Source organism: Bacteroidales bacterium, assembly GCA_014860575.1.
Taxonomy (GTDB): domain Bacteria; phylum Bacteroidota; class Bacteroidia; order Bacteroidales; family JAAYJT01; genus JAAYJT01.
In genome coordinates this window covers 14,213-38,308 of record JACZJK010000010.1, presented here as the reverse complement: position 1 = coordinate 38,308, position 24,096 = coordinate 14,213, and the positions used below count along the sequence as shown (strand labels likewise).

The following is a 24,096-nucleotide window of genomic DNA, read 5'->3' as shown; positions in this document are numbered from 1 at the left end:
CTACTTTATCATTCCCAAGCCCTCCAATGCCGAAGCATCTTCCGGACGGATCAACAAAACTTTGTTGAACAGGGCGCTTGCCTCCCGCGTTTTCCCAAGCCGATAATTGGCCCAGGCAAACATGATCAAGGCATCGTAATCAAATGGGTACATATTGGCAATGCGTTCAAAATGGTCAAATGCGTTCTTATAGTCCACGCGGTTGTAGTAAATCAATCCCATTCGATAGTTTGTGAGATAATGGTTGGGGTCAATCTTCAGGATTTCCTGGTACCGCGTCACAACCTGATCCCAGTTTCCGATGGCAGATGCCGGCAGGGCAAATCCCAGCCGCGCTTCAACGCTATAGGGCATAAGCTGGATGGCCTTGTTGTAATAAGCCGCCGATTCGGTAAAAGATCCATTGTTATAAGTGAGCCATCCCAGGCGGAGATTTATCTCATACGAGTTTTCATTGTATTCCTTGCGCAGTATTTCAATGGCCCGGGTGTACTCACCCGAAGTTTCTGCCTTATAGCTTGCGGCAAATGCTTCCTGCAGGGTTTTACCATTTTGGGCTGTAAGTTGCAACGATGCAATGAAAAGCAAAACCATAACTGCTATGAATCTTCTTTTTATAGTTTCCATTTGAGTCCTCCCATAAAGTTGTAATTGTTATAATTAACGGGTCGCGTTATAAAAGTATTGTAATCAGTGAATTCGATGTATTTATCCTGTTGTTCAGTAAAAGTATACTCAAGCTGAAACGTGAGTTTTTCAGTAATTAGAATATATGCTGTAGCGCTAAGCCGTGAAACAATTTTAGCAGAAGTATTGAAAACCAGCAAACCATTTTCGTCGTGAGCATTTGTAAGATCGCCCCAGTGGTAGCTCCCCTGCAACCAGAGTTTTGACAAAACTTTACCCCCCAGGGTTTGCTTGAAATGCCACCGGTTTTCCTCAATTGCCGTGAGTGTTGAAATACGAGAATAGCTGTATAAATCCAGGTTCGCAAAAGGGTAAAGCTTCAGGATGAAAGTACCTTGCCACTGGTTTTCGTTATTCAGGTTTGAATTGCCTGCCATTGCTCCCAGATCAAAATATGGCATGGATTTGAGAAGTTTCATTGAAACGATATAGTTTGTAATGGTAGTGTCCATTTGCCTGATCACATATTCGTAATCAACTTCATCATAGCCAATAATAAGAGGTTTATCCCTGAAATTCAGCATGGTTAATGCAGGCACAATTTGCCAGCCTTTGGCTAACCTCAGCGGCAAATTTGCATGCAACTGATGTTGTATCAAATGATACCGGTTGTTGATTGAATCAGCGCCCTCCATCACAATACGCTGGTGTTTATCTAATTGCAGATGGGTGTAACCTAGGTACAATAAGATATGCTGAACTGGTGCAACGGTTATACCTGCATGGCCATAATACATATCACCGTTGGCATTAATTTCGCCATAAATGTCAGCCTCTCCATCAAGATCGGTGTTTTCAAGCTGCGTTGAACTGCCTGAAACTGCAGCACCTCCAAAAACCGAAATTCCTCTTATAAAAACAGGTTCAACGCTTTCTTTCTTTAGAACCTTGAAACGCTGCACGAGGGCAGCAGATTCCGTTTCCATGACTCCCCAATCGTAACATTGTCGCAGGTATGGCAACGCAACCATGTCGTTTGAATTGAACTCCAGCGCTTTCTCAAAATGAACCGCTGCCGAACGATAGTGGCCAAGCATATAATAAGCAATTCCAATTCTCATCCGCAGAAAATAATAATCCTGTCCCTGTTGGATGGCAGACTTTCCGCTATTGATGAGTTCCTGCCAGTTTCCTTTGTCGTATAATTGAAATGTCAGACTGTCTGCGGTTTTAAAATCTATTCTTTCCTGTGCTTTGAGATAGGAGCCTGTTACAGTAAAAAGTACCGCTATAATCATCAGAAGGAATTTCCTGATTGCAGCAGAATTTGATTCTCGTATGCGAAATGATGCTTTCATGATTCAACCTCTTTTGCTGACAGTTCAAGATCATCGCGTTTAACTTTGAAAAGCTCAATCCTACCTCCGCTCACCGTAATTTCAAAACTGTATGATTCGAACACTTTTCGGGCTATTTTCAATTGTGCATCCGAATGAAATTCAATACGGCTTGTTGACAAATCATCTTCAAGGTTAAAATATTTCAAACTGAAGTCAGCATGCATGAACATGTAAAATGGGGCAATAAAATCCTGGAGGAAAACCAGCAGTCCGGTTCTGAGGGAATTAAGCGGGAAGGTGTCTTTGACTTCCAGGTGATGATAGTAGCCGAGCAGCACCTTGTAAGCGCCCAGATAAAAATAATAAAGCAGCGATTTCTTATCCCCTGAAAAACCTGTAAAGTAGAACAAGTTCCCATTGTTGCGAAAATATGCTTTTGATTCCGTGCCGCTGCACTCAAGAAAGGTATAGTTATACATATCCGATTTCACTTCCCATTCAACTTTCTCAGGGTCCGATTCTTCGCGGCTAACTTCAAAGCTGATCATCTGGCCAGGAACAAAATTAAAAGCCTTAAACAAAGAGTCATTTTTTACCACATTGCTAATGGTTTGACCCTTCGTGGGGCGGTCAAAAATCTTCAGTTCAGAGTTTCCACCCGTTTTTACAAGATAATTGGCAACGGGGTAGTCTTTAGTTTTTGACCCAATAAACGGATCGGACTGAACCTGAAAATGAAGGTGCGGAACCACTGACCGCCCTGAGTTACCGCAATGGGCAATGATTTCGCCCCGCTTCACATATGTGCCCTTGTAAACCTTAATACTGCCGATTTTAAGGTGAGAAAGTTTTGTGTAAAGATTTTCGGCATGTTTGATCACAATGGTGTTGCCCCAGTTGTTGCCCAGGTTCATTTCGCCAATAGGATTATCGGGAATCCCATCCTGTATTTCCTGCACAAAACCATCGGCTGGGGCAAGAACGGGTTTTCCAAAGCAATAATAATCTTTCGGTTCGAGCCCATTGTTGCCAAAATTTTGCCCTTCATCATCAAAAATTTCAAAATCCCAGGCATGCCGCCAATCTTCCCGGTGTGTATGTTCACCGCTGTGGCCTTGTGTAACTTTCCACTCGCCCAACAGAGGAAGTGTAAGTTCGATCCAGGCGTTTACATCAAACCTCGTTTTATAATTCTGCTGCGCGTAAAGATTTTGCTCAGGCGAAAAATGCTGAACGGCCACCAATTCAGGGTTGTAATGGTTTCGCTCCCTGAATTTCAGGATATAAAGAAACATCACCACCACAATATTGAAAGCAAGGGAATAGATGGAAAGGTTCACAAGACTGAAGAATGCACTGGTTGCTGTGATGATAAAAGAAATGATGGGTGTGAGCAAAACTACCCAAAGGAATGAATATTTTGAGGGAACAATGAAGAAGCCACCAATAGCGATAGCCGTGAGAATGAAATTGAAACCGATGTAGCCATAGCTCAGGTCGGCGAGGTTCGCGCCAAACAAAATATAGAAATAATAGGCCGAGAAGAACCCAACAACCGAAAGCAAAAAAGCGATCCGTGAATAAATCAGCAATCCAATGGCTACCAGCAATCCTGCCAGCAAATGATACTGGAAAAATATAGCTGCCAGCGATCTGAAATAGATTTTTATGGCTTCGTGAATCTGAAGGTCATTGGTCCAGAAATATAGCTTAACCATTTTCATTCCGCCATACTGGTAAATCTCATTCAGCATGAAGATGCCCCGTTCGCTCATGTCCAATGCCGCAAACTGCCGCGAAGCCAGGGTTACCATCCACAAACCAAACAGGAATGGCCAGCTCAGATAGGGCAAGCCATACTTGCCAAAAAAACCTTCGAGCCAGATGCTCAGAAAAAAAGTAAACAGGGAAGCAAACACCAGGACAAAGAAAAACTCAATATCAGGCTGATAAAGCATTCCAAGGCCCAAACCAACCAGCAGGCTGTTAAATCCATAAAATCCCTGCGATACATTGGTTTTCCTGAAACCGAGAACGGTGGCGGCAATGTTTGAAACCAGCACAGCGATCAGGCCGCTCAGCCCTGCAATCCAATCAAAGAACGTAACTGCCAGCAGAATAAGCGCAAAGATTTTTTGTTTCGAAAAAAACACCTGACTGTAGCTAAACAGCACACCTTCAATGAAAAGGATAAGGGATTTTTCGGTTTTGTTTATCATGCGATTTAAGTAAAAAGTTGGCAGTGGCAGTTTGCAGTAGCAGTTAGCAGTGCCTTAATTGCTATATTGCTGACCAAAAATCCAAAAACAAAAATGGCTCTTTCAACTTCAGCCTTTCTTCTTCAGACTTCAAAGTTCAAACTTTTTTAAATGCTCTGGAACTTTTTCAAGAGATTTAAACACTTCCATGGTTTCGTTTTCACGGATTACATGCACCTGGTCCTGCATATCAATCAAAACTACCCTTGGCCTGAGGTTGATAAACTGCATCCACTGCGTCATGTTGTAAGCACCCACGTAATGGATCACAAAATGATCGCCTTTGTTCAGCAGCGGCAAGGAAGCGCTTTCGCGGATCACATCAATATTCATACACAAAGGGCCGTAAACAGTAGTGTCTTCAGTGTATTGCGAAAATTCCTGTGAGGGTGTTACCTTGTGGTCGTACCAGAAAGAGGTGAACAGGATATTCACGCCCACATCAACAATGGTGATCCTTTTTCCGATAGATGAGCGCTTATTTGAAATTACGGTTCCCAGCAGGAAGGCAGCGTCATCTACCATAGCACGGCCGGTCTCAAGAATGAGCAATGGAAGATTATCGGGCGGGAATTCAGCATTTAACAGTGCTGAAGTGATTTCTTCCGCAAACTCATCAACGGATGGAATCGTATCCACGCCTGGCAGGTAAGAACCTTTCAGTGTGTTCCGCGATGGAAATCCACCTCCCAGGTCAATGTATTTCACATCGTGATTGTAACGGCGTTTCAGGCCCAGCGCCAGGTCGGCAAGTTTGGATGCCGCAATTCCGTATGCCCTTGAACTGAGCATATAGGTTCCGATATGGCAATGCAAGCCAACCAAATCCATCTTGCCCGAAGCCATGATCTTGTTCAGCGCATCCCAGGCCTGCCCGTTTTCATAGTTGAACCCGAAGCGGTCCCAGATGGGATACACGCCGGTATCCATATTCACCCTTATGGCTACACGTGGGCGTTTACTTAACTTATCCGCAAGTTCAGTAATGGTATAGAGTTCATCAAGGTGATCAATGTGGATCAATGAATCGTTGGTGATGGCTTTGGTGAGATCATCCACAGTTTTATCAGGGCCGTTGAAAATGATTTTTTTTCCATTTACCCCGTTTTGAATGGCTTTGTCGTATTCAAACCCTGAAACCACTTCTGCCCAGGAACCTTCCTGATGGTAGATGCTGCAAACGGCATCGAGATAATTGGTTTTATACGACCATGCAAACTGCACCTTTGGATAGCGCATGGTAAATGCTTTCTTTGCCTTTTTATAATTGCTCCGGATTGTTTTTTCCGAAATCACAAACAGCGGCGAACCATGATTGCTGATCAGTTCTTTCACCGCCACCCCGTCAATATGGGTTTTAGGCGCGCGTTCATGGCGCGAACCGAATTTATTCGGCATCTCGGTTTCCAGGCGTTTAATCACCGGGCGTTCATAGCGTTGTTTTTCCATCGTTTTAAATTCCAAATTCATTATTCAAAATTCCCAGATACAAGATTCATAAATATTATTCGTGAAAATCAGTCAAATCCGCGTCATTCGCGTTCCATTAAATCCAAAATCGTAAATCTGAAATCTACAATCTTCAGAGTTCTCCGTGAGTAGAAATTTGCTGAAACTCTTCAATATCCACAATCATATCCCATGCATAGCGGACAAACATTTTGCCCACTTTGTATTCCGTAAACGGCTCAACTTTTTCTCCAAGGGCAAGACGTACAAGAGCTTCCGGAATGTTCTGCCCTACCCCTACTGCAAGGTATATCCATGCCGGCATGCGTGGATTGATTTCAAGCAAATAAAAATCATTATTCTTGTCTTTCATCAATTCAAGCTCAAATCCACCGCGCCATTTGGTCTGGCTGATAAAGCTTTTGGTGAGTTCAAGTATTTTGCGGTCAGAAATTGAAACTCCGCCCCAAGCCTTGCCTTTATCGGTGATGTACTGTTTGCGCATGGGCACCGCGGCAATGGTGTTACCCTCGCCATCGCCCAGGCCGGTTACGTTGAACTCGGTTCCGTGAACAAATTCCTGTAAAATAACCGGCGATCCCCATTTGGCCGTGATCTTGTGAAAATAATTCTTTACCTGGTCAATGTTGTACGCAACATAGGCATCGTAGTATTTACCTTTTACAAGCACAGGGTATTCGAAATCTTTACCAACACTGTGCAATGCCCCCAAATCATGGTAAACTTTTCCTTTAGGAACCTTCAAGCCATATTGTTTGCCGAACTCATCCAGGTTCACTTTCAGGCGTTCTTCAAATTGCTTCATGGTTGGAAGGAAGGAGGCGATGCCCATTTCTTTCATTCTTTTTTCGAGCCTGATGAAGGGATATAGCTCCGCATCGAAATTGGGGATGATTACATCCAGTTTCTCCTGCTCATGGATGTATTCAAGCCTTTCCATCACACTTTCAGTCCCGGAAGAAGGATAAGGAATCTGGTAAGTTTTGTCCACCAGGTCGTGCATGAAAATACCGGGCTCCAGGGATTCGTAGGCCAGGCCAATGATGCGGCAACCGAATGATTTAGCTTCCTTCAAACCGCGGATCACAGCAACACCCGGTCCGGGACTGTCAATGGCATTGAGACCCGAAACAGCAATGGTTAATTCCGGCCTCTTAGTCATTTTCAAGCAGTGAATAAGTTTGCAGCAAGGCAACAAAATCCTCAAAATCTTTTTCGAAGGAAGACTTGTCAACATTGTACTTCCCTGCAATCTTCATCTCAATTTCCTGTTGCGATTCTCCTTCGGCCAGGTAACCCAGCATTTCAGCACCCATAGGGTTTACAGTAAATGATTCGCCGGTATCGGGGTTGAACACCAGGCCTGAGGCGCTTACGGCAATATTATTTTTGATTTTCATGATCCTGAAATTATTGTACAATGAATTTCCCGGATTTAATCAAGCGATTTCCGGAGTTGATCGAGAATAAATAAAAACCTTTGGGGAAGGAAGCTGTTGAAATCATCATGTTGTCTGATTGGTTCGCAATATCAAACTTACGAACAACATTCCCTTCGATATCGTGTATAATCATTTCCGCATTACTGAGCCCATCAGGAAATTCATAGTAAATGGTGATGAAATCATTGGCTGGGTTCGGAAAAGCTTGTAAAGTTTCTTCATTGAGCACTACACCATTGCTCCCCGAAACCAGTTGCCCGGGCAAATTATACACCAGGGTCTGAATGGTGTATGGCGAAACCGAATAATTATAACTGTAGGCTACAAGTTTGGTTCCGGCAGTGCCAACGCTGTGGGCATACAGGTACTGGCATCCGGGAATACTCCGCAGCTCAGTACCGTTTTCGCTGATCACCTTTGCAGTATAAGTGTAATACTGGCCTGTTGCGTTGTAGCTATAATAAATATATGCCAGGCACAAAGTATTGTCAGTTGTAAACAGGTTTTCCGAAATATACCGGATATCGTACAAATAGTTATCAGCCGGAACCGAGAGGTTGATGGTTTTCCATAAGGTGTGGTTGGTATTGTAGATCCGGCATTGATTGGCGCCAACATCCATTATATAAAATTTATACCCCGACTGCGTAAGGTTGGTAAAAGTTCCTGAATGATTGTATGTGCTTTCAAGTGTAATTTGTCCCGTGAGGAACACCGACTGGGCCATGATTGCCATGATCAAAACAAGTTGTTTCATAAACTTAATAGTTTAATTTTTTGAAGATGCAATATTAACCGTTAATGGCTGTCGAAAGTGTATAAAATTCCCTCTAAATCGTTCAAGATTTTAAGATTTTTGTCAGATCCATTCTCTTTGATATAAGTTTGCTGCGCCTTTATAGATACCTAACTAGCAAAATGGTTTATGAATACTGAAAATAAATCTGGTAACAGGATGGCATTGCCCGATATTCTCAAAGGCATTGCAGTAATCAGGATGATACTCGTGCACCTCTTTGAAGTTTTTGCTACTCCTGAAATTTACCAGGACAACACCTGGCATTTGCTTGTTTTCCTTGCCGGCCCTCCGGGAGCGGCATTGTTTATGGTCATTATGGGTTATTTCATTGCCCGATCCTCTGCCGATCTTAAAAGCAGCATCAACAGAGGCTTTAAGCTTTTACTTTGGGGACTGCTGCTAAATATCGGGATGAATTTCCATTTGTTGGTGAAAATCTTAAGCGGAGCCGTTTCATTAAATCCCTGGCCTTATGTGTTTGGTGTAGATATACTGTTTCTGGCCGGCTTCAGCATGATCCTGCTCGGGGTTCTGAAAACCTTATTCAGAAATCGGGTCTTACCCTTTGTTGTGTTCACATTGTTGATTGCTTCCATTGGTAGTTTTCTGCCCTCTTACAATGGCGATCTGACTTCCTTAAAATATGTATTATCCTTTTTCGTAGGGGGGCAACCCTGGTCCTACTTCCCGCTTATACCATGGGCGGCTTATCCGTTGGCGGGCTATGTTTTATATCAGATGAATGAAAAATTCCAATTTTCGGGGTTTTCAAGAAAAGGGATGCTGTATGTTGCATCAAGCATGTTTATCATTCTGGCCCTGTCTTTTACGTGGGGTTTCAAAACGGCTTCATCGCTGGAACTCTATTACAATCATTCGCTTTTGTTCTTCCTGTGGATATTGTTGCTGATTCTGTTTTGGGTCATCATCATTCACTTGATAACTATGAAACATACAAACACGACGGTAGTAAAATACCTTCGCTGGGTTGGCCGCTATGTGACAAACTTTTATGTATTCCAATGGTTGCTCATCGGCAATATTGGTACGGCGATTTACAAAACCCAGCAAGGAACAGCACTGCTGCTTTGGTTTCTTTTCATACTGATCACAACAAGTTTGCTGGTGTATTTGTGGCGTAAGATCAGAGTGTTGAAAACATGATTCACAACCTGAAATTAAACGTCCAGGGTAATAGAAGAAATGTATAGCTGGTCTTTCAATTTCTTATTTCCCGTTTCCGTTTCCAGATGGGTTTACATTAATGACCATTACATCATAAGATCCAATAAATGTTTCACCATTGTATGTGCTGCCTTCTAGGGTTAAGGTATTAAGCTCACCAATGTTTAACGGAAGGTTCTTAATTGTTTCAATCAGGAATTTGGCTACAAAATTTCCCTGATTATCTGCCTTCCAGTGACTGATTACAACACCATTCAGGGTCACAGTAGTTGCACTGACGCTTCCATAGGAGAGATCAGTGTGAACGGTTACAACCTGACCCTTGTTTTGAAGATTTAGCACATTTGGTGACACCTGAATGTCAACGAAGATTTGGCTGCTACTTAAAGCAGGTGCTAGAACCAAAATTAACAACATGAAAAGAATTCCTGTACGTGTGAAGTGATTTGATGGTAACATTTGAACCTCCTTTTTATGAATAAATTAATACGGATAGTTCAATACTGGAACCTATTTTTTATCACAAAGCATAATAACTGAAAATCTTTCTAATGACCTCATAAAAACATGATAAACAAAATCTTACACACCTAAAATCCTGCACGCCTAATAATTCGACGCAAAGATCAATCTCATTTTCTTGCAAAGTTAGCCTATGTTTTGCCAAATTATCCTCAAAACCTCAAATAGTTTGTAAATTATGCGAAAATGTAAAAATTCTATCCAGAGCCAAAGAATGCACTAACTAGTAAGTGAGTGATTGCGACTGATAATGAAACAGATAAAACACTCAATTATCTTGCTGGAACAAACTTTTCTTGAAGTCGCTGACTGAAATTCCGGTAATCGCCTTAAACTGGGTGGAGAGGTATTGTACGCTGCTGTAGCCCATCATGTAAGCAATTTCACTCAGGGTGAGATCGCCTTGCTGAATTAGTTCCTTCGCTTTGTCAATCTTCTGGCGTATAATGAATTTCTCAAGTGTAATGTGTTCGTGCTTTGAAAATATGCCTGAAATATGCTGATACGATAAATTGAACTTCTCTACCAGGTAATCGCTGTTGCGAACCATGGCATTGAAAGTGCTGTGGTGAACCAGATCAATTACAGCGCTTTTAATTCTTTCAATCAACTGGTCTTCCTTGTCATAGGCCAGTTCAAATCCCTCCTGCTCAATCAAAGCAATAATTTCTTCGTGGGTGATCTTTCCCGGATCAAACCTAAGCTCCACTCCTGCCGGTAACAATGCAACAATTTCCACCCCGGCCTCCCCAAGAATTCTCTTCAGGAATTTGCCGCAGCAGTGGCAATTCATGTTTTTAACGACAAGCTTTTTGCGAATCATAGCCGTGTATAGCAATAAACCATTCAGGAATGTATGATTGCAAAGTTACGATTAATACAATTGCCTTATATTTACGCCTCTTTTCATCAAAGCCTATTCAGCCATGAACCATAACCCGGCTCTCAGTTTCAGCGTTTCAGTTGTTGTGCCCTGCTATAACGAAGAAAGCGGCATATCAGAATTATACAGGCAATTAACGGATGTGCTTGATGCTTATCCGGCTTATGAAATTTTGTTTGTTGACGACGGCAGCAGCGATCAGACGGATCAAAAAATAGAAGCGATGATTGAGCAAGACAAGAGCGTAAAGCTGATTGTGCTTTCAAGGAACTTTGGCCACCAGTTTGCGCTCAAAGCCGGCCTGGACCACGCCACGGGCGATTGCGTCATCAGCCTGGACGCCGACCTGCAACACCCGCCCGAACTCATTCCCGAACTGATCAACCAATGGCAGCAAGGCTATGAAGTGGTTTATACGATCCGCAGGGACACCAAAAGCACATCTTTTTTTAAGCGAGCCACCGCCCGATTCTTTTACTGGATTGCCCGTAAATTATCTTCCGTGGAGGTACATCCCGGCGCCGCCGATTTTCGTTTGCTCGACCGTGCAGTGGTGGATGTGTTGAAAGAATGCCGCGAAAACTACCTTTACCTGCGCGGACTGGTTTCCTGGGCAGGTTTCCGCCAAACCGCTCTAGAGTATATTCCCAACGAACGCTTCGCAGGCAAAACAAAGTATTCCCTGAGAAAAATGATCCGGTTTGCGATGGCCGGTATCACCTCTTTCAGCATCCGGCCTTTGCAGTTATCGCTGGTGCTGGGCATCATCATTGCCGGGCTGGCTTTCCTGTATGGGCTTTATGTGATCTACATCTACACCTTCACCGAACAGGCCGTTGCCGGCTGGGCTTCCACCACGGCCAGCGTTCTGTTTATCGGCGGCATCCAACTGATTGTGCTGGGCATCCTGGGCGAGTATATTGGCAAAACCTTTATGGAAAACAAGAAACGGCCGGCTTATGTGGTGAGGAAGAGGGTGGGAGAGAAATAGTAGCGGAATTCTATTTTGCGTAAAAAAGATGATAAAAACCTTTGAACATTGCTCAAAACAAATGAACAACCAAAGCTTTCTTTGAATTGCATTTTACGGCCTAGCAGGAAGGTTTTAGTATGATTGAGGTCTTGCAAACTCATCTGAATTTGGGCAGGGTGGTATGATCTGGCCAGGCAAGTAAACTAATTGCTCACCAAAATTTTAAACAATGGCAAAAAAAGTATTTATAAGTTCTCCTATTGAATCATTAAAAGATGCGAGGGAAATCGTTCATAAAATGCTAGTAAAGATAGGATTTAAGGATATTTTTCTTTCTGAAGCAGATAGAAGTAGAGACCAAAGTTCATACGAAGTATGTATGAGGGAGGTGGAAAGTTCAGATCTTTACATACTCATTCTAGGCCAATATTATGGGTGGATTCCAGATGGAGAAACTCTTTCTGTCACAGAATTAGAATATGACAAAGCTCTTAAAAAAGCAATTGATATTCTTGTTTTCAGAATTCATTTCTTCGATTATGAATTATGTCAAGAGAACTTTATAAGAAAAGTTGAATCATTTCATACTGGAAGATTCAGAGCGAAATTGATAAATGGTATTGGCGAGCTTGAGGAGAGAATATTAAGTGATATACCTCAACATTTTGTAGATAAATCAGAAGCAAATAAGAAAGTTCCTTTGTCTAATCCACATCAATCGGATTTAATAATTGAATTTAAACAATCAAAGGAGATAATAATAGAGGATGAAATAAACACAGTTAATCCTTTGCTTGCAATTAAAGCAAGGATAAATTACACTCATGAAGCCGGGAATGCACAATTGATGAAATTATCATTAAATGAATATGAGTTATCAGAGAATGATTTAATCAATAAACCCAAAATTATTGTTTTAAGGAATGGTAGAGAACATGCCTGCTTTAATATTAACTCAAAATGTTGGAATCTTCCTTATAGTCCTGATTTTAAAGCTAATTATAATCATTTGATTTACAAGGTTATCAATGCGGATGCTTACATTAATATTTATTCATTACAAAACGTGAGCTTAAAGAGTAAAAATAATATTCTTAAAATTAGTCATTCTGGGGGTGAAGGTAATGAAGCTTATCAGAATCCAATTGTGATCGGGAAGTGTGAAATAATCAAATAAGTGCTTGGCACAATCAAATATACGACTGGTTAGGTGTTAGGACCCACCAAACTATCTCCGCATCCTCTGAGCAGCAACTGCATTGCCGCTCGGAACATGGCTGAATTTTCAATTCAAATAATTTTCCAGACAATGTCTGGAAAATTATCATGGTCTCACTATGCTGCCTCAACATTGTAACAGTTTGTCAATAATTGTTCAATCAAATAAACCCCACCCTGAAATAAGCCATTTCCAGAAGCCTGATAATCTCTGTACTGCCTTAGCAAGATGCTCTCATGAACTACTAATTACTACTTTTATGCGATTGCGCAGCATTCTCGCGCCTTCTATTTTTGCCTGCATAATTAAACAATGCAGGTTATGAAAATTACAACAATCTTATTTGTCCTGTTATTCACAGGCAACTGCGTTTTTTCGCAGCAAACTACACAGCCTCTGTCGAAAGCAGCCCAGGCCGGTGGCATATTCGACATCAGCTATGGCGACGATGAATCCTTATTCGTTTCATACGGCTATCTGAAAAAGAAGGAAACCATCTTTGTGACTTACTCCTTTGATAAAGATCTGAAATTCCTGAATGAAGAAGAATCCTCGGAACCCAGGCTTAAAAAAACAAGCATGCCTGACCGTACTTATGAATACATCTACACTTCTGTAGGTGGCTGTAATGCAATCGAACTACTAAGCATGAAACTGACTGCCTCCAAAATAAATCTGACTGAGACCTGGAATGACAAAAAACAGCGATACGATAGTGATATGGAGGAATCAAACATCAGCAAAAGCTTGAAAGGTTTCAATTACAAAGGTTATGTTGGTTATTTTAATGCTGAAACCGGTTCGAACCTTGTGTTGGTGAAGGAGAACAGTAAAGATGAAGGAAAGCAATACATCCTGATCAATATTGGTCTTGATATGCAGGTTAAGGAAATCAGTATCGGCGATCTCAATAAATACACCCTGGTTTACTCCGATCTTGTGAAGATTAATCCGGATGTGGAAGATGAATTTGAAAATCCAAACCTAGCTGAATACAATGCTTTGTTTGTTTTTGCCCCAAGCAAGGCAAGTGGTGGAAATGCCAAAGAATTTGTGGTGTATATTGTTGATGGAGAAGGCAATAAAGTATCACAGACTATTTTGAACATGCCGGTTCAAACCACTGTAATAACAAATATGGCACAAGATGGAAACGACCTTTACTTTTTTGGTATGACCAGTCCTGCTAAAGTTGCATTCAATAATGATGAATTCATGGACTTTTCAAATATTCCGAACCCCTGCTATCCCGACTTTTACAATTACAGGGATAACCAACGGGAAGAGAGTGTCACCCGTCTGAAACCAGAGGATCTGGTGATGGTTAAAATGGCAGGAGATAAAGTGGACTACATTACTGTGACTTCAACACAAGATATTGAAAAACGAAGGGTAGTGCCTCCCTCAGTAAAAAAGGTTCCTAAAAAAGATTTCGGAAGGTTTACAATACAAGCTTTTAAAGTCTTCGGAAACGGTGATGTGATCGTTGCCGGACAGCGTACCAGGGTGGTGATGATAGAAGGTAACGGTCGTAAAGCGTATGAAGATCTTACCTGTTTTCATTTTGACAATAAGGGCAATGTAAAAGCCGAATATTGCATTGAACCGGAACTGGCTACTCAAAAAGACGATAAGATCTTTCAGATGCAGCATAATTTTATGACTTCCAAAGATGGAAAAAACGCATACTGGGTAAGGTTTGAACCCGAAGGAAGCAAAGGCTATGATAATTTCTTTGCTGCGATGAACGGACGGTCTACGTATTATGCCAGCTTTCAGCCGGTAGTTATGAAAATTGACCTGGAGTCAGCAAAAATCCAGGATGCTAAATTGCCTCTGGGAAAAACCTACCTGAGTTACGGTAGTTTCCCGTTCATACTAAAGCCGGATTCGAATGAAGCAGTGTTTGTGGGTCGCGACAGGAAAAACAATACACTTGGCTTATCGAAATACGTGTTCGATTAAGAGAGAAAAGAAATTTTCCTAAAAAAAAGGCTGCCAGCAGGGCGGCCTTTTTTGTGAACCGCATTCTCCATTTTTGTTTAAAGCAGATAGTAGTAAACAATATTATCCCCTTGGGTAAATCTTGTTCAGGGCTTCGGTACGTGACTGGACCTGCAGTTTATCATAGATATTCCGGATGTGGGTTCGGACGGTTTCAACACTGATAAAGAGCTTAATAGCGATTTCCTTATAACGGTAACCGCGGGCCAGCAAATCGAGCAGTTCCCGCTCGCGACCCGATAGCTTGTTGTATTCAGCCTGCCCGGGATTAGCGCGTTGGAAAGAATTGATCACTTTCCTGGCGATGGAAGATGACATCGGGGAACCTCCTCTGCAAACATCATGAACAGCTTCAATCATCTGGTGGGCAGTAGTGTTTTTCAGGATGTATCCTGCAGCACCGGAGCACAGGGCATCAAATACATGGTCATCATCCTCAAAAACAGTGAACACAATCATATGAACTTCGGGCTTGAGTGGTTTGATCCATTTAATGCATTCGATGCCGGACATTCCCGGAAGGTTGATATCCATGATCACAACTTCGGGCGAAAACTGATCGTATGCCTGAATGCAGGATTCAGCGTCAGAGAAAACGGCCAGGCATTTGAGCGATTCATCACTCCGGATAACGCTACTTACCCATTCCCTGATCTCCTGATCATCTTCTACTATGATAACCCCGATTTTCATGCCCCAAAAGTATATAAACAAAGATGGAATTAAAATACCCAAAAAGTAGTAAAGTTAAATGGGAACCGATAGGATAATGCTGATTCCTTTGGGCGTATTTTCCATCACTGTAAATGAACCGCCAAGGTCGTCAATTCTTTTTTTCATAAACCGCAAGCCATTGCCATTTGAATGAATGCCAGTGAGTTCAAACCCGTCGCCATCATCAATGATGGATACTTTCAAAATATTCGGTGCAACCTCAATCCCGATGAAAATCTTACACTTTCCTGCATGTTTAACACAATTGTGAACCGCTTCCTGTATCGTATAATATATATTACGTTTGAACTCAGCCGAAACATATTTTTCGGGAATGACACCCTGTACGGAGATATTGTGACAGAGACCAGCATCCTCAAGATAATCGCCGATATTCATCCTGATATAGGCAATAAGATTATCAAGATGGTCATTCTGCGGATTAAGCGCCCAAACAATCACCCGCAGTTGATCGCTCATCTGCCGTGCTTCGCCTGATATTTTTGATAGCGAACTGCTGATGCCATTGTCATGAGAGGTTTTCAAGCGTGTACGATCGCTGATCATGGCCAGTTTGCTCAAACCGGACCCGATATCATCATGAAGATCGGAGGCAATACGTCGTCTTATATAATTAATTTCTTGTTCGCGCTTTAGCTTATCAATCTGTTTATTCATCTTTTGTACAGTTATATACCTCACAATTAACACGACTAAGGAGATCGCTATTATGAAAACCAGCACAAGAAAGAGGGTTGTCATCCAGAAAGGTTTCAGAATTATAAGCCTCAACATGGCTTCATTCACCTGGGAGTTGTCGGCGTCGTGAAAGGTTCTGACTTTAAAGATATATTTTCCAGGTTTTAATTTGGAGTATCTCGCCCGGTTGAGTTGTCCCGCCGAAATCCAATCGTTATCGTGTCCGGCCAGGAAGTAATAATATTCACGGCCGGGTGTATCATTAAAATCGAGTGCGGCAAATTCGAAGGTCAGTGTGTTTTGATTATAGGGAAGTTCAAGAAATTTCACAGCCATCGGACAGGTATCGGTTAGGAAAGGCTGATCGTTAACCAGGATACCCGTCAGGAAGATTTTAGGGTTGTGAGTGTGGTTGGCAACCGAACCGGGGTGGAAAAAATTAAAGCCGCCTATTCCACCGAAAAACATCTCTCCCTCACTGGTTTTGTAATAAGCGCCTGAGTTGAATTCAAGGGATTGAAGTCCATCGGCTAAACCAAAATTCCGGAATTTTTTAGTCTCGATCAAAAACCTGGACAACCCATTGTTTGAACTCATCCAAAGATGTCCGTTGTTGTCAGTGAGCAATCCGTAAAGGAAGTGATTGGATAAGCCATCATTTTCATTATAATTTTCCATCACCGCTCCTGTGGAATCGGTTCTGATAAGCCCATTGCCCGTTGCCAGCCAGAATCCACCGGAATTATCGGGGATCACGGCATTCACATTGAGCATCACTTTCTGATCATTATAAGTGAATGGGTTAAAAGATGTTTTTTTGCTGGTAATCGTATAACATCCACTTCGGTTGAAACCGTACAGTCCATTTTCAGTAGCATTGCAAATCACTTCCAGACTAATAGTATCAGGCAATTTTGCAGCAGTAAGTTCCGCGTTCCCATTAAAAAATTCAAGATAGCACAATCGGGAATTCAGGATAACAGCAAACCGTCCGTTTTGTAATTTTAAAATTTGTGAGATTTTTTGAGTACCACCATTTAAGCTAAGTACAGTTTGAACCTTTGATTTTATTTTATCAAATAATGCAATGCCCTTTGATGTACCCAACATCAAAATATTTTCATCCAGAGGCTGGATGCAATAAAGATCGTTAAGAGAAGGGAAGTTTTTTTCCTTTTCAGGAAGAAACTGCGTGAAATCACCTGATTTTCTGTTCCATCGGAACAATCCTTCACGGTGTGTTCCAAACCACAAAAGCTTGTCGTCATCCTCGTAAAAGCATCTTACAAAAGGAAGCAGCGATTCTCCGGAAGGTAAAAAAATCTTATTCACCAAACTGAATCCCGGTGGGTCAGCCATGAGCTGACACAGTCCCGACCCATCGGTACCGATCCACAAATTATCCGCATCATCGGTAAAGGCATTAGTAACACTCATTTCCGACTTGCTTTCGCCCTTGGTGGATTTGCTGAAGGGGATATGGCTATGCAATGAAAAATCACTGTTTAAACTGTAAATTCGACGATTTACCGTAATCACCAGTATTTTGCCAGTATGATCCATTTGAAGCGATTTAAACATGACATCTTCAGGGAAAATTTTCCACGCACTGTGATCAACGGTTCGCATAGAACCGTCCGTTTTGGAGAGAAAATAAAGCTTTGTTCCGGATGCAGCCAGGTAGCGGCTGGAATCAAGTCTCAGAACAGAAACAAAGAGTTCATGAACCTTTGAACCGGTGCTAAAATCCTGCATTGTTAAAGCTGAGTTTTCAGGTTTTGAAAAACATACCAGGCTATTAGGATAAAAACCAAACCATATTTCATCCTTGTTTGATCCTAAAGGAGATAATGACACCAGCCCGTGCTTAAGCGATATTACTTCAAACTTATGATTGTCTTGATGGATCGTGAGTACGCCCAGGCCTTTAACCAGGATTGAAACAGAATCAACCGAACAAAACAGAGGCAGACAAGCCCTGCCGTTCAATTCTTTGATTTCGGTAAATATGCCAGACAAAATCTGTTTTGACCGGTCGAGATAAAGCAAACCATAATCCGATCCCACCCACAGATTGCCGATGGGGCCGCTGATCACATTCCGCATGCTGTTGCTTTGGCCGGAAGTAGAAACAGCGGGCCAGGAATAATATTTGTCGAAAGTATAGCCGTCAAAGCTGTTTAAGCCATCGCCGGTAGAAATCCACATAATCCCGAAAACATCCTGATTAATATCCTGAATGGTGGATTGCGACAAACCATCCGCAACAGAATACTGCCGTATTCCCTGTTGCCTGCTTTGCAATTGAAGCAAACAAAGAGCAACTAAAATGACCCAAAACCGTTGAGTTGACTTCATAATTAAACCGCAATAAATTTATTACTCTTTACAATACAACATCAGTATTGAAAGAAAATATTTATTTGCAGTTGAACGAGGTCAGTGAAGGTGGAAATGCGAATTTTCCTGCAACCTCAACACCGGCAGCATTTATTTATATATTCGTGGCTGATCTCCCGGGCTAGTAACCGGAGTATCCAAGGTAAATTTTTAAATAACCCAATTACTCTCGTCGTTCAACATGAATATTATCCAAACCAACAACCTGACAAAACGGTATGGCGACACCATTGCTGTTGATAATGTCTCAATCAATGTTCAGCAAGGCGAGATATATGGTTTTCTTGGTTTAAACGGCGCCGGAAAAACCACGACAATCAGATTGCTATTGGGATTGATCAAACCTGATAGCGGCACTTGCAAGTTATTCGGTATCGAACCGAAACAGGCCACTGAAATATGGAATGATGTCGGCTATCTGATTGAAACACCTTACTCCTATCCAAATCTTTCCGTCATCGAAAATCTTGAAGTGATTTTCAAGCTCAGGGGATTATCTGACAGAGCTTTGATAGATGAAATAACAGAACGCTTGCAGCTTACGCAATACATAAACAGGAAAGAGAAAAACCTTTCGATGGGCAATAAACAAAGATTAGGATTGGCAAAGGCGTTAATGCACAAACCAAAACTGCTCATCCTTGACGAACCAATCAACGGACTTGACCCCGCCGGGATTGTTGAAATACGGGAATTGTTAAAAGAATTATCAGAAAAACACAACACTACCATTTTCTTGTCGAGCCATATCCTTTCAGAAATAGCCAAACTCACAACTCGGATTGGAGTTATTCATAACGGCGCCCTGATTAAGGAAATTAAATCATCAGAACTTCATGATCAGGTGATAAAGAAATTATGCATCTCAACCAATAACAACGGGAAAGCAATAAAAATACTTGCTGAAAATGGCTTTAAATGCAGCACACACAATGAAACAATTGAACTATTGAGCAAGGAAGCGATTGACAGCCCCGAAGAACTTGCTACAATATTGGTTCAACATCAGATTCCGCCAAAGCAACTGTATGTTTTCGAGGAAGACCTTGAACACTATTTCTTACGAATAATAAAGGAATAAAATGAAGCAACAGATCCGGGCTATATCAGCAGAATTTCTGAAAAACAAGCATGCACGTATTCGGTGGTTTAGCTTTATAGCTTTTGCACTTGCGCCAATATTCGGAGGCGTGTTCATGATATTAATGAAAGATGTTGGTTACGAAGGGCTTTCGGGGGCTTTTAAATCGAAGGCTGTAATGTTTTCGTTTGAAGCCAATTGGCAATCATTTTTAGGTATACTATCACAGGCTGTTGGCATTGGTGGCATTTTAATTTTTGGTTTTGTTGCAAGTTGGTTATTCGGAAGAGAATATTCTGATGGAACAGCAAAAGACCTGTTGGCTTTGCCAATTTCAAGAACCAAAATACTGAATGCCAAATTTATTTATTATACAATCTGGTGTTTGGCCTTGGTTATTGCTAATCTGGCACTGGGTTTAATCATTGGGTTTTTGCTGCAATTAGATGGTTGGAGCGTTGCTGTATTTCTTGGCAATCTTAAAACCTACTTCGTTACCACGGCTCTGATCATTCTATTAAATACGCCTGTCGCGTTTTTCGCAATTTGGGGCAAAGGTTATCTGACCCCACTCGGCATTGTTGCTTTGTTGCTTGTTATGGCTCAGATTATTGGTGCAATGGGAATAGGAAACTATTTTCCGTGGTCAGTGCCGGGAATATACAGTGGAAGTGGCGGAGCAGATTTGAAGATGCAATTAAATGAACTGAGTTTTATTCTCATAATAATTACAGGAATAACCGGGTATTTTGGAACCGTACTCTGGTGGAAATATTCTGACCAGAAATAAGCAAAGAGGCTGTCTCAAATCCGAGATCAGCCTCTTTATTACTCAATTACTCAATTAATTTCTGAGAAGAAATTATTTGGGGAGAACCAAACCATCAATTACGTGAACAATTCCATTACTTCCTTTTAAGTCGGTTGCAGTAACAAACGCGGAATTGCCTGATTCGTCAGTTAATTTAACCTTACCTTTATCGAGTGTAGCTGTTAATTTACCACCACTCAGAGTTGTTAATACAGCTTTACCCTTTCCACTTTTTATCGCTTCCATTACACCAGCAGCATCAATATTACCGCTAACGACATGGTAAGTTAAAATTTTGGATAGTTGAGCTTTGCTTTCGGGTTTCAGCAATGTTTCAACAGTACCTGCCGGAAGTTTGGCAAATGCTTCATTTGTAGGAGCAAATACAGTGAAGGGACCCGCACCTTTTAAAGTAACTACTAAATCTGCTGCTTTTACTGCAGCTACAAGAGTTGTATGATCAGCTGATCCTATTGCAATATCCACAACATCTTTTTTCTGACTAAATGCACTCGTTGATATAACGGAAGCCATCAGGAAAACAAATAGGTTTTTCATGTTTTTAATTTTAAGTTGTTTAACGTTTAACAACATTCATTAAACAGAACTTCTCCGTTTAAGTTCATTGGAGGTCAAAAATAGTTTTACAAATAAATGTTGAGTCCACTCCGAAAAGTTAATTTGCCTCTAAATTACTCACTTCGTTCGTGAGATCGCTTCGCTAAGTTCCCTAAAGGGGACTTTCACAAATTGCTGATTTTTAGTGTTTCTCCGCCGCGGCGGATCAGGGGCTAAAAACGATAAAAATCAGGAATTTGTGACTTTTCGGAGCAGATTCAATGTTAAAATTTCATATTTCCAAGGCGTCGGCACCCGGCTGAGCGGCAATTACATTGCTGCCCGGAAGTGTTGAATTTGTAATTCAACATTTTCAGTAAGTTTGCAAACAGCATACTAATCCTTGTAAAGCCGCTGAAAAAAATCAGTCTTAGCATCACCCATCGAATCAACCCCCTCATGAAAACAATAACTTCCAGAAGCCTGATCATCCTTATGATGGTTCTATCAGTCAGCACTGTTCGCGGGAAGGATAATGATATCCGGAAACACTCGGCGGGTATTAATCTGTTGCAGATACTGGCCACTACCATTGATCTGACTTATGATTACAGCCCCAATGCAAACTTCTCTTATTCATTCGGTGCCGGATACACATTTGATTATACGAAAAACTTCGATCTGGTTGGGTTTATCCTCTCGACACACTATAAGTGTGGGAATGATGGGTACGTTATGAAGCTGCAATCCGGCGGATTTTTAAGGGCGGGGATAAAGTATAATTTCAGAAAGACTCTGGAGAAAGAGAATTTCTTTTTTGTTGGTGGATATCTCACCGGCTCGGTAATCAGGGAAAAAGCTGAATTGGAAGACTGGGAAAACCCAGACAGCCCGCCGGAAAAACTGAGTCAAACCCTTTTCATTCCTGGTATTACAGCAAGCTTAGGTTATCAGTTCAGGATTTCCGGCAGTTTGCACTCCGCTGTGGGCATTCAATTTTCCTTTCCATCATCGAAATATGCTGACCTTTATGGCTACACCAACTATATTTCGGGAATGGGATTCAGGGAAACCTGCGACTGCGGCAACGTAGTTTTCTTTCCGATGGTTTTCTGAATGTGGTTTATAAACAATGAGCCTGCTCCGAAAAGTATCAAGACCATTTTTTAATCACAACTTGTCTCGCCGAAGGCGGATAGACACAGTAGTCCTTCATTATTATTGATGCGGCCCCAAAAATAATAACTTGAAAAACATTAAATTACTTAAGAGTATTAAAGCACTGAGACACTAAGGGTCACTAAGATTCACAAAGTGGTTCTTAGTGACCCTTAGTGTCTCAGTGGTAAAAAATATTATAGCAGTAATGTAAATTAGCCAGTGTATAAATCATTCCGAATTCTGTTTGGTTTTGCTATATATCAAATTTGACCGACTTTTATTCGGGATATCCCTATAATCTTCTCGATAGCTGAATAAAAACGCGATTATACATATACTTGCTGTCAAAAGTTCCTTCATAGTAAAATGAACAGGAAAGTTTCTTTTGGATTCTCCAGTTCAAACTTATTTCGCCGGTATGCTGCATCTGACCAAGAGTAGAGTTGACGAACCGGTAATCAAGAAACCGGTAAGTGACAGTACTGCTTAATTTATGGTCAATAATATCGCGCGACAAGCTCAATCCGAATATTTTTCCATTCATGTAACTCGTCGCCATAAGCGTTGCCGAAATGGTTGCTGAAATATCCAGGTAAGGAATCTGGCTGTAAGTTGTATATGCATACAGGTTCTTTGAAGAGCGCTGATCGCTTTTCCTGAAACGGTAACCCCCTGTGGCGCCAAATGAGAGCTTTTTGATTGGATTACAGAATGCCTGCAGTGAATAGCCCTGCTGGGTTTCCGATTCAATTAACTGATCAATAAAGTTCTTATAGGTTTCATAATAGATGATGTTTTGGCGCGCACTGTATGATAGTGCAAGCGATGCCTGGTGCGAAAACCTGTACCTGAGTGAAAAATAGATGTTCGAGAGCTTTGGTAAATAGTCTTTCACCAAATTTGTACTGTCCATCCCTGTTTCGAACCGATACCTGTATAACTCGAATTCCGCTGATGTAAACAGACTAAGATTTTTGACAAGGCTGTTCGAATGTTGCAAATAAGTGAATCGCCGGTCGGTAATACCTGTGTTTTTTTGTTCAACAAATGCAACAGAAGTCTGTGCGTTTCCTCTTTTATACGTGTGCTCATGGCTTATATAAACTCCATATTGCACAAGTGATGGGTTAATACTATAATCCCTGTAATCAGGCCTTGACCCGGCAAGAACACCAGTGGTGATTGAATTGGTTTTATACTCAAACTGAATTCCATCCACAGCACCCATGTTCGAAATTTTAGGATTTATTTTTCTTCCTGCCCAGATGCTTGCATGTTTGCCAAGTTCGTATTTAAGAGAGAGGTTGTAAATCTTCAGCCCGGTGAAAACATTATCCTGGATTTTGTTCCATTGCTTGCTCCTGTGTGAAAATGAAATGTATGATTCAGCTGACAACCTAGAGTCTCTTGTGTTCTTTGCATTCAATGATAAGGTGTACCGCATCCTTTGAGAATTGCCCTGAGGCGTATTCGACAGGTTGGTATACGAAGCCACTGAAATCCTCCCGCTAACATTTTGCTTTCTTAAAAATTTCTCTGTTTCATTTTTCTCCAACGAATATGTTTCGGGAACTATCAAAGGATCAATCAACGGTTCTGTTTCGGCTGTTTCCAGTGGTTTGCTTTCTAATGATTCTATCCCATTTTTACTTGCAGCAAAGATTCGGTCACCAATTTTAAATTGGTATGGCAGTAGAGAGGAACAAACACAAGATATAGATGAGAGGTTATCAACTACCAATGCAGATTCTAGATTACCATCTAAAAACATGAAGAGCGTATCGCCGGCTGAGATAGTCTTGGTGGACTTGAATTTTACATACACATTCTGGGTGGTAACATAAGAAACCACCCCTTCAAGCGCATTTGATTGGGTCTGACCACTTAAAGAATGCATAAAAACTAAAAGAATATAAATCAGAAATAACTTTTTCATAAGCCGCTGTTACA

20 protein-coding genes are annotated in these 24,096 nt (G+C 41.5%); 7 read left to right on the top strand and 13 right to left on the bottom strand.

Translation table 11 applies throughout. The features are described 5' to 3' along the window. The 7 genes from IH597_01890 to IH597_01860 form a co-directional block, all read right to left on the bottom strand. Window positions 1-627, bottom strand: a complete 627-nt coding sequence (locus IH597_01890; GenBank protein ID MBE0661192.1) for a tetratricopeptide repeat protein — start codon at window positions 625-627, stop codon at window positions 1-3. Further along, window positions 615-1,985: a hypothetical protein gene (locus IH597_01885; protein MBE0661191.1), complete on the bottom strand. Its 1,371-nt coding sequence runs from the start codon at window positions 1,983-1,985 to the stop codon at window positions 615-617. The genes IH597_01890 and IH597_01885 overlap by 13 nt, the downstream gene beginning before the upstream one ends. Beyond that, the gene (locus tag IH597_01880; GenBank protein MBE0661190.1) at window positions 1,982-4,186 is read right to left on the bottom strand and encodes an urea transporter; all 2,205 of its coding nucleotides are present in this window, start codon (window positions 4,184-4,186) and stop codon (window positions 1,982-1,984) included. The genes IH597_01885 and IH597_01880 overlap by 4 nt, the downstream gene beginning before the upstream one ends. Window positions 4,187-4,315: 129 nt before the next feature. Beyond that, on the bottom strand, window positions 4,316-5,674 hold the full coding sequence (locus IH597_01875) for a diaminopimelate decarboxylase (protein MBE0661189.1): 1,359 nt from the start codon (window positions 5,672-5,674) through the stop codon (window positions 4,316-4,318). A gap of 133 nt (window positions 5,675-5,807) precedes the next feature. Next, window positions 5,808-6,857 (bottom strand): ATP-grasp domain-containing protein, encoded by a 1,050-nt coding sequence (locus tag IH597_01870; GenBank protein MBE0661188.1) that lies wholly within the window; start codon window positions 6,855-6,857, stop codon window positions 5,808-5,810. Continuing rightward, the gene (locus tag IH597_01865) at window positions 6,850-7,095 is read right to left on the bottom strand and encodes a PqqD family protein (GenBank protein ID MBE0661187.1); all 246 of its coding nucleotides are present in this window, start codon (window positions 7,093-7,095) and stop codon (window positions 6,850-6,852) included. The genes IH597_01870 and IH597_01865 overlap by 8 nt, the downstream gene beginning before the upstream one ends. Before the next feature lie 10 nt (window positions 7,096-7,105). Then, window positions 7,106-7,894 carry a T9SS type A sorting domain-containing protein gene (locus IH597_01860; protein MBE0661186.1) on the bottom strand — a complete coding sequence of 263 codons (789 nt, stop codon included), beginning with the start codon at window positions 7,892-7,894 and terminating at the stop codon, window positions 7,106-7,108. Window positions 7,895-8,062: 168 nt separating this feature from the next. Here IH597_01860 and IH597_01855 point away from each other — a divergent pair, with 168 nt between their 5' ends. After that, entirely contained in the window at window positions 8,063-9,100 is a 1,038-nt protein-coding gene (locus tag IH597_01855; protein MBE0661185.1) for a DUF1624 domain-containing protein, read from the top strand. Between the two features lie 63 nt (window positions 9,101-9,163). Here IH597_01855 and IH597_01850 read toward each other — a convergent pair whose 3' ends face one another. Both IH597_01850 and IH597_01845 read right to left on the bottom strand, forming a co-directional pair. Next, the gene (locus tag IH597_01850) at window positions 9,164-9,580 is read right to left on the bottom strand and encodes a hypothetical protein (GenBank protein MBE0661184.1); all 417 of its coding nucleotides are present in this window, start codon (window positions 9,578-9,580) and stop codon (window positions 9,164-9,166) included. Window positions 9,581-9,911: 331 nt separating this feature from the next. Continuing rightward, window positions 9,912-10,436 (bottom strand): helix-turn-helix transcriptional regulator, encoded by a 525-nt coding sequence (locus IH597_01845; protein MBE0661183.1) that lies wholly within the window; start codon window positions 10,434-10,436, stop codon window positions 9,912-9,914. Between the two features lie 133 nt (window positions 10,437-10,569). Between IH597_01845 and IH597_01840 the strand changes: the two genes are divergently transcribed. The 3 genes from IH597_01840 (at window position 10,570) to IH597_01830 (ending at window position 14,683) form a co-directional block, all read left to right on the top strand. Then, entirely contained in the window at window positions 10,570-11,517 is a 948-nt protein-coding gene (locus IH597_01840; protein ID MBE0661182.1) for a glycosyltransferase family 2 protein, read from the top strand. Between the two features lie 211 nt (window positions 11,518-11,728). Beyond that, window positions 11,729-12,676 (top strand): DUF4062 domain-containing protein, encoded by a 948-nt coding sequence (locus IH597_01835; protein MBE0661181.1) that lies wholly within the window; start codon window positions 11,729-11,731, stop codon window positions 12,674-12,676. A gap of 363 nt (window positions 12,677-13,039) precedes the next feature. Continuing rightward, entirely contained in the window at window positions 13,040-14,683 is a 1,644-nt protein-coding gene (locus IH597_01830; GenBank protein MBE0661180.1) for a hypothetical protein, read from the top strand. 102 nt (window positions 14,684-14,785) lie between these two features. Here the strand turns inward: IH597_01830 and IH597_01825 are convergent, their stop codons facing one another. Continuing rightward, window positions 14,786-15,415 carry a response regulator transcription factor gene (locus IH597_01825; GenBank protein ID MBE0661179.1) on the bottom strand — a complete coding sequence of 210 codons (630 nt, stop codon included), beginning with the start codon at window positions 15,413-15,415 and terminating at the stop codon, window positions 14,786-14,788. A 54-nt stretch (window positions 15,416-15,469) separates the two neighbouring features. After that, window positions 15,470-18,493, bottom strand: coding sequence for a hypothetical protein (locus IH597_01820; protein ID MBE0661178.1), 3,024 nt, complete (start codon window positions 18,491-18,493; stop codon window positions 15,470-15,472). Window positions 18,494-18,716: 223 nt separating this feature from the next. On the opposite strand from IH597_01820, the gene IH597_01815 reads away from it, so the two are divergent. Together IH597_01815 and IH597_01810 are read left to right on the top strand one after the other, a co-directional pair. Next, window positions 18,717-19,616: an ABC transporter ATP-binding protein gene (locus IH597_01815; protein MBE0661177.1), complete on the top strand. Its 900-nt coding sequence runs from the start codon at window positions 18,717-18,719 to the stop codon at window positions 19,614-19,616. 1 nt (window position 19,617) lies between these two features. Continuing rightward, window positions 19,618-20,406, top strand: coding sequence for an ABC transporter permease (locus tag IH597_01810; GenBank protein MBE0661176.1), 789 nt, complete (start codon window positions 19,618-19,620; stop codon window positions 20,404-20,406). Window positions 20,407-20,478: 72 nt separating this feature from the next. Here IH597_01810 and IH597_01805 read toward each other — a convergent pair whose 3' ends face one another. Beyond that, complete coding sequence (locus tag IH597_01805; GenBank protein MBE0661175.1) at window positions 20,479-20,985, bottom strand: fasciclin domain-containing protein; 507 nt, start codon at window positions 20,983-20,985, stop codon at window positions 20,479-20,481. Window positions 20,986-21,444: 459 nt separating this feature from the next. On the opposite strand from IH597_01805, the gene IH597_01800 reads away from it, so the two are divergent. After that, a complete protein-coding gene (locus IH597_01800) occupies window positions 21,445-22,101 on the top strand; it encodes a hypothetical protein (protein ID MBE0661174.1) in 657 nt (218 codons plus the stop codon). 337 nt (window positions 22,102-22,438) lie between these two features. Here the strand turns inward: IH597_01800 and IH597_01795 are convergent, their stop codons facing one another. Further along, window positions 22,439-24,082 (bottom strand): hypothetical protein, encoded by a 1,644-nt coding sequence (locus IH597_01795; GenBank protein MBE0661173.1) that lies wholly within the window; start codon window positions 24,080-24,082, stop codon window positions 22,439-22,441. Between the last annotated feature and the right edge of the window lie 14 nt (window positions 24,083-24,096).

Excerpts from the sequence above, each read along its gene's own strand:
- IH597_01890 (MBE0661192.1), bottom strand. The coding sequence starts at position 627 with ATGGAAACTATAAAAAGAAGATTCATAGCAGTTATGGTTTTGCTTTTC.
- IH597_01885 (MBE0661191.1), bottom strand. The coding sequence starts at position 1,985 with ATGAAAGCATCATTTCGCATACGAGAATCAAATTCTGCTGCAATCAGG.
- IH597_01880 (MBE0661190.1), bottom strand. The coding sequence starts at position 4,186 with ATGATAAACAAAACCGAAAAATCCCTTATCCTTTTCATTGAAGGTGTG.
- IH597_01875 (MBE0661189.1), bottom strand. The coding sequence starts at position 5,674 with ATGGAAAAACAACGCTATGAACGCCCGGTGATTAAACGCCTGGAAACC.
- IH597_01870 (MBE0661188.1), bottom strand. The coding sequence starts at position 6,857 with ATGACTAAGAGGCCGGAATTAACCATTGCTGTTTCGGGTCTCAATGCC.
- IH597_01865 (MBE0661187.1), bottom strand. The coding sequence starts at position 7,095 with ATGAAAATCAAAAATAATATTGCCGTAAGCGCCTCAGGCCTGGTGTTC.
- IH597_01860 (MBE0661186.1), bottom strand. The coding sequence starts at position 7,894 with ATGAAACAACTTGTTTTGATCATGGCAATCATGGCCCAGTCGGTGTTC.
- IH597_01855 (MBE0661185.1), top strand. The coding sequence starts at position 8,063 with ATGAATACTGAAAATAAATCTGGTAACAGGATGGCATTGCCCGATATT.
- IH597_01850 (MBE0661184.1), bottom strand. The coding sequence starts at position 9,580 with ATGTTACCATCAAATCACTTCACACGTACAGGAATTCTTTTCATGTTG.
- IH597_01845 (MBE0661183.1), bottom strand. The coding sequence starts at position 10,436 with ATGAATTGCCACTGCTGCGGCAAATTCCTGAAGAGAATTCTTGGGGAG.
- IH597_01840 (MBE0661182.1), top strand. The coding sequence starts at position 10,570 with ATGAACCATAACCCGGCTCTCAGTTTCAGCGTTTCAGTTGTTGTGCCC.
- IH597_01835 (MBE0661181.1), top strand. The coding sequence starts at position 11,729 with ATGGCAAAAAAAGTATTTATAAGTTCTCCTATTGAATCATTAAAAGAT.
- IH597_01830 (MBE0661180.1), top strand. The coding sequence starts at position 13,040 with ATGAAAATTACAACAATCTTATTTGTCCTGTTATTCACAGGCAACTGC.
- IH597_01825 (MBE0661179.1), bottom strand. The coding sequence starts at position 15,415 with ATGAAAATCGGGGTTATCATAGTAGAAGATGATCAGGAGATCAGGGAA.
- IH597_01820 (MBE0661178.1), bottom strand. The coding sequence starts at position 18,493 with ATGAAGTCAACTCAACGGTTTTGGGTCATTTTAGTTGCTCTTTGTTTG.
- IH597_01815 (MBE0661177.1), top strand. The coding sequence starts at position 18,717 with ATGAATATTATCCAAACCAACAACCTGACAAAACGGTATGGCGACACC.
- IH597_01810 (MBE0661176.1), top strand. The coding sequence starts at position 19,618 with ATGAAGCAACAGATCCGGGCTATATCAGCAGAATTTCTGAAAAACAAG.
- IH597_01805 (MBE0661175.1), bottom strand. The coding sequence starts at position 20,985 with ATGAAAAACCTATTTGTTTTCCTGATGGCTTCCGTTATATCAACGAGT.
- IH597_01800 (MBE0661174.1), top strand. The coding sequence starts at position 21,445 with ATGAAAACAATAACTTCCAGAAGCCTGATCATCCTTATGATGGTTCTA.
- IH597_01795 (MBE0661173.1), bottom strand. The coding sequence starts at position 24,082 with ATGAAAAAGTTATTTCTGATTTATATTCTTTTAGTTTTTATGCATTCT.